The organism is Mesorhizobium sp. M2A.F.Ca.ET.042.01.1.1, assembly GCF_003997405.1.
GTDB lineage: Bacteria > Pseudomonadota > Alphaproteobacteria > Rhizobiales > Rhizobiaceae > Mesorhizobium.
The window spans coordinates 14,934-29,743 of the sequence record NZ_RZRX01000050.1; the positions used below are offsets into that span (position 1 = coordinate 14,934).

The following is a 14,810-nucleotide window of genomic DNA, read 5'->3' on the forward strand; positions in this document are numbered from 1 at the left end:
GGATAGAGGCTACCATGCAGCAGACGATTCTCATCACCGGCGCATCGAGCGGCTTCGGCGCCATGACCGCGAAGGCGCTCGCCAGGGCCGGCCACCGGGTCTATGCCTCGATGCGCGATCCGCAGGCGCGTGGAGGCGCCGCCGCGGCCGAGGTCGAAAGACTGGCCCGCGAGGAGAACCTGGAGATCCGCGCCATCGCGCTGGACGTGTTGTCGGAACCGTCGATCGAAGCGGCCGTGGAAACCATCCTCGCGGAAGCCGGCAGGATCGATGTCGTCATCCACAATGCCGGCCATATGGTGTTCGGACCGACCGAGGCCTTCACACCGGAGCAACTGGCGCAGCTCTACGACGTCAATGTGCTGGGGACCCAGCGCGTCAACCGGGCAGTCCTTCCCGCCATGCGCTCGCTTGGCCGGGCCTTGATGATATGGATCGGATCGAGCAGCACGCGCGGCGGCACGCCGCCATTCCTCGCGCCGTATTTCGCCGCCAAGGCGGGCATGGATGCGCTGGCGCAGAGCTACGCGCTGGAGCTTGCCCGTTTCGGCATCGAGACGAGCATCGTGGTGCCGGGCGCCTTCACCAAGGGCACGGAGCATTTCGCTCATTCCGGCAAGCCCGCCGACACCGGGCGCGCCGCCGCCTATTGGTCGGGACCTTACGCCGGCGCGGATGAGCAGGCGCTCAAGGGTCTTGCCGGCCTGGAGCCCGCGGACGCCGATCCTTCCAAGGTCGCAGAGGCCATCGTGGATCTCGTGGCGATGCCGCATGGCCGCCGGCCGTTCCGCGTCCATATCGATCCGTCCGACGACGGTGCGGCCATCGTCAACGGCGTCGCCGATCGCGTCCGCGCACAGCTTCTGGAGCGCATCGGCCTTGCCGACCTCCTTCATCCAAAGCCCTGAAACCCAACCCGAAAGGAACCTGGAGATGCCCTTTGCCAACTTCAAGATGCCCGAGGCCGCCCTCACGAAAGCGCAGAAGGAGGAGCTGGTCCACAAGACCACGCAGATGTTCGTCGACTATTTCGGCGAAGGTGTGCGTCCCCACACCATGGTGCTGATCGAGGAGGTTCCCGATGGGGGCTATGGCCGCGCCGACGAGGTCTTCGTCATTCCCGACGCGTACCGGGCCAAGGATAGTGCCTGACTTGAACCGGGCGAGTCGCTTGCCGAGCGGCGCGCCCAACCCTTCGTGTCGGAGCCGATACTCGCTTCGCTTGGATCAGCCCCGGTTCGGCAAGCTCCGCAGGAATTCGATCATCGCGGCGTTGACCTCGTCCGGGCGCTCCTGCTGGGTCCAATGCCCGCAGCCGGGCAGCATCAGCGTATCGCGGATTTGCGGGATGAAGTTCCTGAGATTGGCCAACAGTTGATCCATGCCGGGGAAGGCGACCACCAGGTCGCGATCGCCTGCCATGTAGAGCGCGGGAACCTTGATCCGCGCGCCCGCAAAGGGCGCCATAAGTTCCCAGTTCCGGTCGATGTTGCGGTACCAATTGAGGCCTCCGGCGAAGCCGGCGCGCTGGAACTCGCCGGCGTAGAAATCTATGTCGCTTTCGCTGAGCCAGTGCGGCAGGCTTGCGGGAACGTCGGCTGCTTGCAGGAGGCTTCCGCCGCGCGGGACCATGGCAATTCCGGCGCCGCCGTCCGAAGCGTCTCCCGACACGGCGTAAAGTATGGCGCGCACCGTGGCCCGCGGGTCCCGTTCCAGCTCCGCCTCGGCAATGCCGGGTTGCTGGAAATAGAGCTGGTAGAACTGGGACTCCGCAGTTCGCGGCATGAGGCTGGTCGGGCGCGCATTGGCGCGCGGCCGGAACGGCACACTGAGGCCGATGACGGCATGGAAGCGGTCCGGTCGCAGCAGCACCGCATGCCAGGCGACGACCGCGCCCCAGTCGTGGCCGACGATGACGGAGCTGGGAGCTTCAAGGGCGTCGAGAAGGCCCACCATGTCGCCGACCAGATGAAAGAGCGTGTATTGGTCGATCGCCTCCGGCCGATCGCTCTTGCCATAGCCCCGCATGTCGGGGGCGACGGCGTGAAAACCCGCCGCCGCAAGCGCGCTCAACTGATGGCGCCAGGAATACCAGGATTCGGGAAAGCCGTGGCACAACAGCACCGGCGGACCGTCTCCGTGCTCCGCAATGTTAAGGCGGATGCCGTTGGTCGCAACTATTCGCTGTGTGGGTTCGCTCACGGCCGCCTCTCGTGCGCGCGTTTCCACCTCTGATCAAGGGAAGGCCCGACGGGCCAACGGGTGTCCGAGCCGACGGAGTGCCAAATTTCGGAGATGCGCATCTTCCATTGACTGTCTCAGGGGCGCTCGCGGCAGTCAATGTCCGACATGGTCACGGAGCGCCAAGGGGTCCACGCACTTGAATAGTTCTGGCGATGTGCGTCCATTCATGCAGGCGCACTGACTGAGGAGGGCGGGAATCCATGCTTAAACTGCAAGCCTGGCTGGCCGATTATTGGGTCATTGGTGCAGGGTTCATGGCAGCATCGCTCATAGCGGCCGCGCCAATCGTGGCGCTTCCGCTGCCGGCGTTCCTGATCTTCCTGCACAGCCCGGTCTACATGGTCCATCAGGTCGAGGAGCACACCGGAGACCGATTCCGCAAATTCGCCAACGAGCATGTCTTCGGCGGCCGCGACGCCCTTACCGTCGCTTCGGTTCTCGTTATCAACCTGCCCTTTGTCTGGGGCATCAACCTGCTGGCCCTTTACGCGGCCTTCCTGTGGGGACCCGCTTGGGGCCTGGTTGCTCCCTATGTCATGACCGTCAACGCGCTCGCGCATCTCGTCACGTCGGCGCGATTGCGCAAATACAATCCCGGTCTCATCACCAGCATCCTTTTGTTTTTGCCGCTGAGCGTCGCTACGATCTGGACGATCGGCCGGACGGCAGGTCTTCTCCCGCACTTGATCGGCGCAGCTCTCGCGATCCTGCTTCACCTGGCGATCATCGTGGTGGTGACCGCGCGGTACCGCACTCTCGTCGCCAGCTCGTAGCCTCTTCGGCACGGTTGCGGCGGCGAGAAGACGTCGCTCGGCCGAAGGCCGGTCGTTGCAGCCCGGAACGGGCCGCCGCGCAAAGCTGCTGCCGGCATCGGACCGCCCCCGCCACCAACGAAATCTTAATGTAAATCAAGCGTAATCCCGGCCATTAAAATTGTGCGTATGTGTTGGGGTGGCGCATGCCGGAATATTCTTCCTTCCTCCGGTCGATCCGGATCCGCTACATTTCGGGGCTGCTTGTCTTCGCGCTGGCCTCGGCCGCCGTGATGTTCGCTCTCAACCGTGTGAATTCGTACCGCCACGAAGTCGATGCCCTCAGCGGCAATTTCGTCATCTTTGCCCGCGACCTGCGCAACGCCACCAATTTCGCCGAGACGACCGGCACCGCCTGGCGCAGCGAGACGCGCGATGCGCTGGCCGCCGCCGCGCGCGGCCACTCCGAGCGACTGACTAGCGAGATCGAAATCCTCAACGCGCAGTTGGCTGCGATCAGGCCGCGCCTGTCCAGGAACACCACCAACGCGCTGGATACCGCTTCGGTGAACGACGACCTGTTCTGGTCGGCACGTGACATGGTGCGCAGCTTCAACCTGATGTCGACGGCGCAGAAGGTCGATGAATGGAGCTACCGCGAGATCCGCAATCAGAACGACCTGTTCGCCCAGCCTATGCTGGTCAAGGTGCGCACCGCGCTCGACGAGGAGCGTCGCCTCGCCGACGCTGCCAACGACCGGCTGCTGCTGTGGGCGAGCGGCCTGCTGTTTGCCGTGCTGGCCATTGCCGCGGTTCTGATCTTCCGGCCGATGGAGACCGCCATCCGCCGCGCCTTCGCCGAGAGCGCCGCGTCGCTGTTCAAGGCTGAGGCGGCCGATCGCGCCAAGTCGGAATTCCTGGCCAATATGAGCCATGAGATCCGCACGCCGATGAACGGCGTGCTCGGCATGGCCGAGCTGCTGGCCAAGACCGAGCTTACGCCCCGCCAGAAGACCTTCACCGATGTCATCGTCAAATCCGGCAACGCGCTGCTGACCATCATCAACGACATCCTCGATTTCTCGAAGATCAATGCCGGCCAGCTCACCCTCGACCCCGCTCCCTTCCGCCTGGCGGAAGCAGTCGAGGATGTGGCGACGCTGGTGTCGGCGCGCGTTGCCGAAAAGAACCTCGAGCTCATCGTGCGCGTCGACCCGCGCCTGCCGGCCTTTGTCGTCGGCGATGCCGGACGCTTCCGCCAGATCGTCACCAATTTGCTCGGCAACGCCGTGAAATTCACCGAGAAGGGCCATGTGCTGGTCGATGTCGGCGGCGATGTCGTCGACGGCGTCGTCCAGCTCAAGGTCCGCGTCGAGGACACCGGCATCGGCATCCCGGCCGAAAAGCTGCAAAGCGTGTTCGAGAAATTCGCCCAGGTCGACGGCTCCTCGACCCGCCGCCACGAAGGCACCGGGCTTGGCCTTGCGATCGGCGCCCGGCTTGTCGACTTGATGGGCGGCAAGATCGGCGTCGAAAGCGAGATCGGCCGCGGCTCCGTCTTCTGGTTCGCCGTGCCGCTGCCGGCGCACAACCAGGAGGCGGCCGACAAGCTGGTGCCGGTCGATGTCACCGGCGCCCGGGTGCTGGTCATCGACGACAATCCGGTCAACCGGGAGATCCTGCTGGAGCAGCTCAGAAGCTGGAGCTTCGACTGCGCGGCCGCCGAAAGCGGCGCTGTCGGCCTTGCCTTCCTCGACCGCGCCTGCCAGCTCGGCGCCTCTGTCGACTGCATCATCCTCGACTACCAGATGCCCGGCATGAACGGCGCCGATGTCGCCAAGGCGATCGCCTCGGACACCCGGCTTTCGTCCATCCCGGTCGTGCTGCTCACCTCGGTCGACCAGGTCGATTTCGGCAGGATGGTCATCGATTTCGGCATCGTCGCGCATCTCACCAAGCCGGCGCGTTCGGCGGTGTTGCTGGGCACGGTGATCTCCGCCATCCAGAAGGCGCGCATGCAGGGCGCCAAGGCGCATTTCGTGCGCGAGCCGGTCGCGGCGCCGCCGGCGCCGCCGTCCTTCACCGTCATCCGCGGCCCGGCGGCGCCCGTGCCGGCGGCGCCGGAATCGACCGCAGCGCCGAGCGGCCCGATCGATATCTTGATCGCCGAGGACAATGACGTGAACCAGCTGGTCTTCGGCCAGATTCTCAACGGCTTCGGTCTCAGCTACCGCATCGCCGGCAATGGCCGCACGGCGGTCGAGATGTACCGTGCGCTGCGCCCCCGCCTGGTGCTGATGGACGTCTCGATGCCGGAAATGAGCGGCTATGAGGCGACCCGCGCCATCCGCGCCATCGAAGCGCAGAACGGCGAGCGCACGCCGATCATCGGCGTCACCGCGCACGCGCTGAAGGGCGACCGCGAGAAATGCATCGAGGCCGGCATGGACGATTATCTGCCAAAGCCGGTATCGCCCGACCGCCTTGGCGCCAAGATCGGCACCTGGCTCAGCGAGACGGTGACGGCGAAGACGGCATAGCTACCGGTTGCGCATCACCACGCAGGCGCCGCCGACGCTTTGCAGCTTGTCGCAGATGCCGTTGGCCTCGCCGCGCGAGTCCGCGCCGATCCTGACCGCGTAGATGCCGCGCCGCCCGATCGGCGTGCGCACCCGGCTCACCACCGGATCATGGCTGGCGAGCAGCGCCGGGAACCGGCTCTTGACCCTCAGCCATTGGCCGATCGCCGCGGAGCGGCGGAAATTGCCCGCCACCTGCACGCCCCACGGCTTGACGTTGATCGAGGCCATGGCGACGGTCCGCGACATGATCACCGGCAGCCGGCGGCAGGCGACCGCGAAGCTCATCTTGGGGTCGAGTGGCTCGACGGTGCCGGCATAGGATTTGTCGGAAAACTTGTCGACGGGCTCGCCCATGATGTCGAAGACATAGCTTTCGGTCTCCATCGGCAGGAAGCCGCCGGAAGCCAGCCAGCGCGACACGCGGTTCTCGCCGGCATTGTAGGCCGCGGCCGCGAGGCCGAGATTGCCGTAGCCCGCCTTCATCTCGGCTAGATATTTCGCTGAAGCCGGGATGGCCTGCTCGATATCGAAGGAATTGGCCAGGCCGCGCATCTTGGCGGTGCCGGGCATGAATTGCGCGATGCCTTCGGCGCCGACCGGGCTCACCGCGTTCGGGTCGAAGCGGCTTTCCTTCCAGATCAGCCGGGCGAAGAAATCCTTGGGCAGCCCGTTCTGTTGGGCTTGGGCTTCGATCAGATCGCAGACACGGTTGATCAGCCGTTTGCCGGCCGATTTCGACTGCGGCGGGTCGGCGGACGCGCCTGCCACCCAACTCAAGCTGCACAGCAAGGCCAGGGTCACCGCGAGGAAACGGTGCATCGGCCTACTCGGCCGCGGCTTTGCCGTGTCCGTAGCGCTGCTCGATATAGTCGCCGACCATCTTCTCGAAATCCTGCGCAATGGACGGACCGCGCAGCGTCGCCGCCTTCTTGCCGTCGATGAAGACCGGCGCCGTCGGCGTCTCGCCGGTGCCAGGCAAGGATATGCCGATGTCGGCATGCTTGGATTCGCCGGGACCATTGACGATGCAGCCCATCACCGCGACCTTGAGGTTCTCGACGCCCGGATATTTCTCGCGCCACACCGGCATGTTCTTGCGAATATCGGCCTGGATGCTCTGGGCGAGTTCCTGGAAGACGGTGGACGTCGTGCGGCCGCAGCCGGGGCAGGCGGCGACGATCGGCACGAACTGCCGGAAGCCCATGGTCTGCAGCAGTTCTTGAGACACCTGCACCTCGCGCGTGCGGTCGCCATTCGGCTCCGGCGTCAGCGAGATGCGGATCGTGTCGCCGATGCCCTGCTGCAGCAGGATTCCCATCGCGGCCGAAGACGCGACGATGCCCTTGGTTCCCATGCCAGCCTCGGTGAGACCCAGATGCAGCGCATGGTCGGAGCGTGTGGCAAGCTCGGTATAGACGGCGATCAGGTCCTGCACGCCGCTGACCTTGGCCGACAGGATGACCTTGTCGCGGCCAAGCCCGATCTCTTCCGCCATCTCGGCCGACAGGATGGCCGACTGGACGATCGCCTCGCGCGTGACTTCCTGCGCGGTGAGCGGCGAGCCCTGGGCCTGGTTCTGGTCCATCAGCCGGGTCAGCAGCTCCTGGTCGAGCGAACCCCAGTTGACGCCGATGCGCACCGGCTTGTCATATCTGATCGCCATTTCGACGATCGCCGCGAACTGGCGGTCCTTCTTGTCCTTGAAGCCGACATTGCCGGGATTGATGCGGTATTTCGCCAGCGCCTCGGCGCAGGCCGGATGATCGGCCAAGAGCTTGTGGCCGATATAGTGGAAGTCGCCGACCAGCGGCACGTCGATGCCGAGCCTGAGCAGCCGCTCATGGATGCGCGGAACCGCCGCGGCGCTCTCGTCGCGGTCGACGGTGATGCGCACGATTTCCGACCCGGCACGATGCAGCGCCGCGACTTGGGCGACAGTCTGGTCGACATCGGCGGTGTCGGTGTTGGTCATCGACTGCACGACGACGGGCGCGCCGCCGCCGACCATCACGCCGCCGACCGAAACGCCGACCGACCTGCGCCGCGGGAAGGGAGAGGAAAAATATCCGGTCATGCCGGTCGCCTTCATCTGAAAGTTCCGGGCATGAGGTGACGGAGCAAAGATGGCTTGTCAATGGCAAGCGCCAGGCGAGGTTGGCAAATCGGCAGCCGCCAGGCGAAAAACGCCAGCTCTGCCGATCGCGAGATCCGCGACCGAACGTTCCGTCGATTTCAGTTAAAAAACACCATGCCGGTGGCATTTCCTGCCACCGGACGTTTCACCGCGGCGGGTTGCGGTGATGGTGCCTGGAGGAGCTTCAGTGTGTCGTGGGGCTAGCCTTCAGCTTTTCAATCTCGTCCTTGATTGCCAGCTTGCGTCGCTTGAGATTCACGATTTCGAGGTCGTCCACCGAAGGATGGTTCATCGCGTCGGTAATCTCGCGCTCGATATCACCGTGTTTCCGCTGCAACTCATCAAGATGGGATGCAAGAGACATGATTGGTTCTCCCTTTCATGGTTTCCTCGATTGCAGCCGTCGCAGGCACGTCCACCGCAGGTTGAGACTGTGACGGCACCGTGACAGTTTGCCACCAACCGATCTCGATGTCGAATGACACGTGGTAGCATTCCACGACAAAGTGAAATGTGATAAGGGCTGCGCGCCGGTCTCAGACGAAAAGTCACAAACCCAGCCGGTCCCGCCCAAACAGCCCGATTGGGCGATGCATACGCAGACGGTAGATAATGTCCGAACAGGAACAGGCTGAAATACGCCTCGAATATTCCCGGCTCAAACAAGAACACGCCGATTTCGACGCCGCCATCAACGCGATGATCGCCACCGGCTGCGACCCGCTTCAGATTCAGCGCATGAAAAAGAAGAAGCTGATGCTGAAAGACCGGCTGTCGGCGCTGGAAGACCGCATTATTCCGGACATCATCGCCTAAGGCGTGTCGATATTCAGGTGAGGCCGGCCTGCAAATGGCGGCCTCATACGCTTCCGGTGCTCGCGTACCTCAAGTACGCTCCGCTCCGGTTCTCGGAAACCACCATTTTCGACTCAGCCTGACCTGAACTCAACACGCCTTGGATCGATAACCGGCTCAACGCCGTTACGAGATCGAAAGCCGGGCTGCGCGCTCGCGCAGCAACGCGACCAATTCGCCTGTCCGCGCCTCCGACGTGTCGATCGGCACCACAAGGCACATCGTCGCCTCGACCTTGCCGGGCGCCGAGAACACGGGCGCCGCCAAGCATTTGGTATAGGCGTCGACAAGGCCTGAAGTGACGCAATAGCCGGTGACGCGCGCCCGAGCGATGTCATCGATGAAGTCATCGATCTCTATCTTGCGGCCGTCCGGCAGCACGAGGTCGTCTTCCGTGACCATCGCCTCGATCCGGCTGCGATCAAGACCGGCCAGCAGCAACCGGCCCGAAGCAGTCCATGGCAGCGGAATCTGCAGGCCGGTGGCCGAGCTGATGCGGAACGGCCTCGTGCCCGGGCTTGAATGGATGATGGTGTAGCGACCGCTCTGCAGCATGCAAAGCTCGGACGTCTCCCCGGTCTCGCGCGACAGCGTATCGACCTCCTGGCGGCCGCGCCTCAGCAGGTCGTTGCCGCGCATATAGGCCATCCCGTAGAGATAGAGCTTCTTGCCGAAATAGACGCGATTGCCGTCGCCGGCCATTTCCAGGAGACCGGCTTCGACCAGTTCGCGCACCAGCGTGTAGGTGGTCGAGCGCGGCGCGTTGAGCCCCTTTGCCAGCTCGCCGATGCCGATCGCTCGCTGGTTGGCGTGCAGGAACTCCAGGATGTTCAGGACCCTGTTGAGACCTTTCTCGCGCGAGCCGGCTGGCCGCTCTTCGCCCGTGCCTTCGCTCGGCCACCCGGTCAGCATTTCACTCTCTTGCATTGTCGATTCCTGGTGCTAGTATCTGTCTTGTACAGGATACACACGTCTCTTGTAAGAGACAATCGCTGATTGCGGCGTGTATTTCTGCTGCATTGGGGAACACACCATCAAAGGAGGTCGCCGTGAACGACACATCCGGCAGACGTGATTTTCTGAAACTTGGAATGGCGGGGCTGGCCACCGCCGGCGCGCTTACCGCCATCAGCGCCGAGAAGGCAGCCGCGCAAGCCGCATCCGACAGCGTGCTGCGCACCGCGCTTGATCGTGGCAAGCTGATCGTCGGCACCGGCAGCACCAATGCGCCATGGCATTTCGAGAACGACGCCGGTGAATTGGTCGGCATGGACATCACCATGGGCCGCATCCTCGCCAAGGGCCTCTTCGACGACCCGACCAAGGTCGAGTTCGTCACCCAGGACCCGGCGCAGCGCATCCCCAACGTGACGACCAACAAGGTCGACATCACCATCCAGTTCATGACCATGACCGCGCAGCGCTCGCAGCTGATCCATTTCTCTCGGCCCTACTATGTCGAGGGCGTGGCGCTGCTGACGCTGCCCGGCTCCGAAAACAAGACCTTCGACAAGCTCCTGGCGAATGGCGCCAACACCCGCATCTCGATCCTCCAGAATGTCGATGCCGAAAGCTCGGTGCATTTTGCCTTGCCGCAGGCTCAGGTGCTGCAGATCGACACCCAGGCGAACGTGCTGCAAGCGCTGGAATCCAAGCGAGCCGACGCCGCGGCCGTCGATTTGTCGACCGTGCGCTGGCTCGCCTCGCGCAACCCGGACAAATATTTCGACGCCGGCAAGAGCTGGTATTCGATGCTTTACGGCGCTGCCGTCCGGCAAGGCGACCTCGATTGGCTGACCTTCGTCAACCAGACCTTCACGATCGCCATGTTCGGCCACGAGACAGCGCTCTATGACGCCGCCTTCAAGGAATATTTCGGCCAGGAGCCGCCGCCGCGCCATCCAGGCTTCCCGGTCATCTGACCAAGCCTACGCCAAGCCGGCGGAGGAGCGCGACAGGCGCTCTTCCGCCTCCTCGACACGGGCCATGCGGGTGACGACTCCTTGAGCAATTTCAGGAAAAGTGTGAAGCGGTTTTCCGTTCGAAATTGCGCCAAAACAAGAGATTGTTTGTTACTGCGAGCCATTGAGACGGATGCATGGGCTACACGCTCAATTTCAACCTGATCTGGCGGCATTTCGACAAGCTTTGGGGCGGCCTGCTGCTCAGCCTCGAGCTCGCCGTGATCTCGATCGCCATCGGCATCGTCATCGGGCTGGTGCTGGCGGTCTGGTACGTCTCGGCCGGGCGCGTCGTGCGCACGATCATCGCGGCCTATGTCGAATTCATCCGCAACGTGCCATTGATCCTGCTCGTCTACCTCGTCTTCTACGGTGTGCCGACCGTCATAGACCTCGCTTACAGCGCGCCCACCTCTTTCGTCGTGACGCTGTCGGTCTATAGCGGCGCCTATCTGGTCGAGGTGTTCCGCTCCGGCCTGGAAGCCGTGCCTCGAGGCCAGCTCGACGCCGGCAAGGCGATCGGCCTCACGCCATGGCAGCGCCTGATCCATGTGCGCCTGCCGACGATGCTGCGCATCACGCTGCCGGCGCTGTCCAACACCTTCATCTCGCTGTTCAAGGACACCTCGATCGCTTCGGTCATCTCCGTGCCCGAGCTGACCTATGGCGCCCAGTGGATCAACTTCAACACCTTCCGCATCGTCGAGGTCTATCTGGTGACAACGGCGATGTATCTGGTGACCGGCTATGCGCTGCTGTTCGCGCTCAGGCTGGTCGAACGCCGTTTCAGGGCGGCGCGCTGAGATGCTGAGCCAGATCCTCTACGCCCTGCCGTTCCTCGCCGAGGGCTTCGCCTTGACCTTGTGGGTCTCGCTGCTGGTCGTGGTCCTGTCTTTGATCGCAGGGGTGCTGCTGGGTGTCGGCCTCGTCTATGGGCCGGCGCCGCTGCGTTGGTCGGTGCGCATTTTCTCGGACACCATCCGCGGCATCCCGATCCTGGTGCTGATGTTCTTCGTCTATTACGGCCTGCCCGCGGTCGGACTGCATCTGCAGTCCTTCTGGGCGGCGGTGCTGGCGCTCACGCTGTTCAAGACGGCGCAGGTCGTCGAATATGTGCGCGGCGCCGTGGCCTCGATACCGAAGGGCCAGTCAGAGGCGGCGATGGCGATCGGCCTGACCTTCCGGCAGCGCCTCACCTCGGTCATCTTCCCGCAGGCCTTCCGCCGCTTTCTGCCGCCCTGGATCAACGGCGTCACCGACGCCGTGAAGGGCAGCGCCCTGGTCTCGCTGCTCGGCATCACCGATCTGATGCAGGCCATCAACCAGGTCATCGGCCGCACCTATGAGGCGATGCCGCTCTACATCCTCGGCGCCCTGATCTATTTCGCCGTCAACTACGCGCTTTCCTACGCCAGCCGCAGGCTGGAACGGCGCTTCGCCTTCATCCGGGACTAACCATGGCCACCAGCTCCAGCAACAGCCCAGCGCTTCTCGAGATCGCCGAGGTCTCTAAATCCTTCGGCCCGGTCGCGGTGCTGCGCTCGGTCAGCCTGCAGGTCACCAAGGGCGAGGTGGTCACCATCATCGGCCCTTCCGGCAGCGGCAAGACCACGCTGCTGCGCTGCGTGAACTTCCTCGAGAGCTATGACTCGGGCTCGATCCGCATCGACGGCAAGGAAGTCGGATACCGTGATTCCGGGACGCGGCAGCGCCGCAGTGAACGCGATTTGGCCGCCATGCGCGCCGAAACCGGCATGGTGTTTCAGAGTTTCAACCTCTTCCCCCATCTGACCGCGGCCGGCAACATCATGCTCGGCCTCACCAAGGTGCGCGGCAAGAGCAATGCCGAAGCCCGCTCGATCGCCGAGCATTGGCTCGGCCGCGTCGGCCTCGCTCACAAGGCCGACAGCCTGCCGGCGGAGCTTTCAGGCGGCCAGCAGCAGCGGGTCGGGATTGCCCGCGCCGTCGCCATGGAGCCGAAGATCCTGCTGCTCGACGAGATCACCTCGGCGCTCGACCCCAAACTCGTCGGCGAGGTGCTGGCCGTGGTGAAAAGCCTCGCCGAGGACGGCATGACCATGGTGATGGTGACGCATGAAATGGCCTTCGCCCGCGACGCCTCCAGCCGCATCGTCTTCATGGCCGATGGCGGCGTCTCGGCCGTTGGGCCGCCGAAGGAGGTTCTCGCCGCCGAGACCACCAATGAGCGGCTGCGCACCTTCCTGGCGCGTTTCCGTGCCTCGCATTTCTGAAAGCGGATGGCTTTCGCCATCCAAGGAGTACCCTTCCATGTCGCCTTACGAACGGCTCGCTGAACTCGGCCTGACCTTGCCCGAGCCGCCGACACCCATCGCCAATTTCGTCACCCATGCCGAGAGCGGCCGTCTGATCTTCCTTTCGGGCCAGGGGCCGCTGCGCGCCGACGGCACGCTTTGCACCGGCAAGGTCGGCGACAACGTCACCGTCGAGCAGGCCTATGAGCATGCCCGCCTTACGGGCCTCAACCTGCTTGCCGTCATGCATGCGGCGGCGGGCGACCTCGGCCGTATCGTGCGCGTGGTAAAACTGCTCGGCTTCGTCAACGCAACCCCGACCTTCAGCGACCACCCCAAAGTGGTCAACGGCTGCTCGGACCTTTTCGCCGATGTCTTCGACAAGATCGGCGGCCATGCCCGCTCGGCCATCGGCGTCGGCTCGTTGCCTGGCAACATCACCGTCGAGATCGAAGCGGTCGTCGAGATCACCGCCTGATTTTAGGAGTTCGCCCTCATGAAAACCTATTCCGACGCCGGCTCCAACACCACAATCCGCGAGCGTCTGGGGCTGAGACCCATCATCAACGTCTCCGGCACGATGACGGCATTGGGTGCTTCGATCATCGTACCCGAGGCGATCAGCGCCATGGCCGAGATGGCCTCACAATGGGTGGAGATGGACGATCTGCAGCGCTCAGCGAGCGCAGTCGTCGCCCGACTCACCGGCGGCGAGGCCGGCTTCATCACCGCCTGCTGCGCCTCAGGCATCACCATGGCGGTCGCCGGCGCGATGACCGGCACCAATCTTCTGGCGATCGAGCGGCTGCCGGACGACACCGAAGGGCTGAAGTCTGAAGTCGTCATCCAGCTCGGCCATATCGTCAATTACGGCGCGCCGATCGACCAGTCGATCCGGGGGGCCGGCGCCAAGGTCATTCCGGCGGGCACCGTTAGCGTCACCCAGGACTACCATGTGCGCGAGGCAATCAACGAGCGCACGGCGGCGGCTCTCTACGTCGTTGCCCATCATACGGTGCAGTACGGCATGCTCTCGCTGGAGGAGTTTTGCGAGATCTGCCACGCCAAGGGCGTCCCGGTGATCGTCGACGCCGCCTCGGAATACGACCTTCGCAGCTTCCTGGCGCGCGGCGCCGACATCGTCGTCTACAGCGGCCACAAATTCCTTTCAGGGCCAACCAGCGGCATCGTCACCGGCCGCAAGGACCTGGTCCGCGCCGCCTATCTGCAGAACCGCGGCGTGGCGCGCGCCATGAAGGTCGGCAAGGAAAGCATCGCCGGCACCATGGCGGCGCTCGAGGCCTGGGAAAAGCGCGACCATGCCGGCATCCGCCGGCGCGAGGAGGCGGCGCTCAATCTGTGGAAGGACGCGCTGCAGGGCATTCCGGGTATCAATGCGCAGATCATTCCCGACCCGACCAACAACCCTCTCGATCGCCTGCAGGTCTATGTGCGCCCGGAGAGCCGCTTCACGGCTGCCGGACTTGCCTCCGCGCTCGCCGCTGGCTCGCCGCCGATCATCGTGCGCAACCACGAGGTCGAGCGCGGCCATTTCTTCCTCGACCCTTGCAATCTGCATCCCGGCGAGGCGGAGGTCGTGGCCGAGCAACTGCGCGCCGTGCTGACGGCAAAGGACCGGCCCGCCGACGCAATGAAGGTCGCCCGCAAGGATTCGGCCGGCTCGTTGCGCTGGCCGGACTAGCTGGCTGCCAGCGTGACAATCCTTGCGGCTATCGGCGAATTCCGCTAAGGCGCGCCTTTGCCGCCGGGAGCGAAACCTTGACCGATCAGCGTGCCGACGTCGCCATCATCATGGGCAGCCAGTCCGACTGGGCGACGATGCGCCAGGCGGCCGAAACCCTGGATGCGCTGGGCATCCCGCACAGAAGGCTGATCGTCTCGGCGCACCGCACGCCCGACCGCCTCTATGAGTTCGCCAAGGGGGCCAAGGCCGCCGGTTACAAGGTGATCATCGCCGGCGCCGGCGGCGCCGCGCATCTGCCCGGCAT

The 14,810-nt window shown here is 64.3% G+C and carries 17 protein-coding genes; 12 read left to right on the top strand and 5 right to left on the bottom strand.

The window, feature by feature from the left end; translation table 11 throughout:
- Positions 1 to 14: 14 nt before the first annotated feature.
- On the top strand, positions 15 to 908 hold the full coding sequence (locus tag EOA23_RS10300; protein ID WP_127303886.1) for an SDR family oxidoreductase: 894 nt from the start codon (positions 15 to 17) through the stop codon (positions 906 to 908).
- Between the two features lie 25 nt (positions 909 to 933).
- Positions 934 to 1,152: a 4-oxalocrotonate tautomerase family protein gene (locus EOA23_RS10305; RefSeq protein ID WP_126064057.1), complete on the top strand. Its 219-nt coding sequence runs from the start codon at positions 934 to 936 to the stop codon at positions 1,150 to 1,152.
- Positions 1,153 to 1,227: 75 nt separating this feature from the next.
- Here EOA23_RS10305 and EOA23_RS10310 read toward each other — a convergent pair whose 3' ends face one another.
- The gene (locus tag EOA23_RS10310) at positions 1,228 to 2,202 is read right to left on the bottom strand and encodes an alpha/beta hydrolase (RefSeq protein WP_127303888.1); all 975 of its coding nucleotides are present in this window, start codon (positions 2,200 to 2,202) and stop codon (positions 1,228 to 1,230) included.
- A gap of 242 nt (positions 2,203 to 2,444) precedes the next feature.
- On the opposite strand from EOA23_RS10310, the gene EOA23_RS10315 reads away from it, so the two are divergent.
- Together EOA23_RS10315 and EOA23_RS10320 are read left to right on the top strand one after the other, a co-directional pair.
- Complete coding sequence (locus tag EOA23_RS10315) at positions 2,445 to 3,017, top strand: HXXEE domain-containing protein (RefSeq protein ID WP_127303890.1); 573 nt, start codon at positions 2,445 to 2,447, stop codon at positions 3,015 to 3,017.
- A 185-nt stretch (positions 3,018 to 3,202) separates the two neighbouring features.
- Entirely contained in the window at positions 3,203 to 5,536 is a 2,334-nt protein-coding gene (locus tag EOA23_RS10320) for a response regulator (RefSeq protein WP_127303893.1), read from the top strand.
- Here the strand turns inward: EOA23_RS10320 and EOA23_RS10325 are convergent, their stop codons facing one another.
- The 3 genes from EOA23_RS10325 to EOA23_RS10335 all read right to left on the bottom strand — a co-directional run bounded on the left by EOA23_RS10325 (position 5,537) and on the right by EOA23_RS10335 (position 8,076).
- Positions 5,537 to 6,397, bottom strand: coding sequence for a lytic transglycosylase domain-containing protein (locus EOA23_RS10325; protein ID WP_127303895.1), 861 nt, complete (start codon positions 6,395 to 6,397; stop codon positions 5,537 to 5,539). It abuts the gene before it with no gap.
- Positions 6,398 to 6,401: 4 nt separating this feature from the next.
- Complete coding sequence (gene ispG, locus EOA23_RS10330) at positions 6,402 to 7,652, bottom strand: flavodoxin-dependent (E)-4-hydroxy-3-methylbut-2-enyl-diphosphate synthase (protein ID WP_127303897.1); 1,251 nt, start codon at positions 7,650 to 7,652, stop codon at positions 6,402 to 6,404.
- Positions 7,653 to 7,896: 244 nt separating this feature from the next.
- On the bottom strand, positions 7,897 to 8,076 hold the full coding sequence (locus EOA23_RS10335) for a YdcH family protein (protein ID WP_126064062.1): 180 nt from the start codon (positions 8,074 to 8,076) through the stop codon (positions 7,897 to 7,899).
- Between the two features lie 248 nt (positions 8,077 to 8,324).
- Between EOA23_RS10335 and EOA23_RS10340 the strand changes: the two genes are divergently transcribed.
- The gene (locus EOA23_RS10340; RefSeq protein ID WP_040985243.1) at positions 8,325 to 8,528 is read left to right on the top strand and encodes a DUF465 domain-containing protein; all 204 of its coding nucleotides are present in this window, start codon (positions 8,325 to 8,327) and stop codon (positions 8,526 to 8,528) included.
- Positions 8,529 to 8,693: 165 nt separating this feature from the next.
- Here the strand turns inward: EOA23_RS10340 and EOA23_RS10345 are convergent, their stop codons facing one another.
- Positions 8,694 to 9,494 (bottom strand): IclR family transcriptional regulator, encoded by an 801-nt coding sequence (locus EOA23_RS10345; protein WP_126080813.1) that lies wholly within the window; start codon positions 9,492 to 9,494, stop codon positions 8,694 to 8,696.
- A gap of 164 nt (positions 9,495 to 9,658) precedes the next feature.
- Between EOA23_RS10345 and EOA23_RS10350 the strand changes: the two genes are divergently transcribed.
- From EOA23_RS10350 to EOA23_RS10380, 7 genes are all read left to right on the top strand, one after another.
- Entirely contained in the window at positions 9,659 to 10,489 is an 831-nt protein-coding gene (locus EOA23_RS10350; RefSeq protein ID WP_189341575.1) for a transporter substrate-binding domain-containing protein, read from the top strand.
- A 176-nt stretch (positions 10,490 to 10,665) separates the two neighbouring features.
- The gene (locus EOA23_RS10355) at positions 10,666 to 11,331 is read left to right on the top strand and encodes an amino acid ABC transporter permease (RefSeq protein WP_126064064.1); all 666 of its coding nucleotides are present in this window, start codon (positions 10,666 to 10,668) and stop codon (positions 11,329 to 11,331) included.
- 1 nt (position 11,332) lies between these two features.
- The gene (locus tag EOA23_RS10360) at positions 11,333 to 11,983 is read left to right on the top strand and encodes an amino acid ABC transporter permease (RefSeq protein WP_126080816.1); all 651 of its coding nucleotides are present in this window, start codon (positions 11,333 to 11,335) and stop codon (positions 11,981 to 11,983) included.
- A 2-nt stretch (positions 11,984 to 11,985) separates the two neighbouring features.
- On the top strand, positions 11,986 to 12,780 hold the full coding sequence (locus EOA23_RS10365; RefSeq protein ID WP_127303899.1) for an amino acid ABC transporter ATP-binding protein: 795 nt from the start codon (positions 11,986 to 11,988) through the stop codon (positions 12,778 to 12,780).
- Between the two features lie 37 nt (positions 12,781 to 12,817).
- Complete coding sequence (locus EOA23_RS10370; protein ID WP_042641524.1) at positions 12,818 to 13,279, top strand: RidA family protein; 462 nt, start codon at positions 12,818 to 12,820, stop codon at positions 13,277 to 13,279.
- Positions 13,280 to 13,297: 18 nt separating this feature from the next.
- Positions 13,298 to 14,503 (top strand): aminotransferase class V-fold PLP-dependent enzyme, encoded by a 1,206-nt coding sequence (locus EOA23_RS10375; protein ID WP_127303901.1) that lies wholly within the window; start codon positions 13,298 to 13,300, stop codon positions 14,501 to 14,503.
- A gap of 77 nt (positions 14,504 to 14,580) precedes the next feature.
- Positions 14,581 to 14,810: AIR carboxylase family protein (locus EOA23_RS10380; RefSeq protein WP_189341573.1), on the top strand; the 230-nt coding region annotated here is incomplete at its 3' end.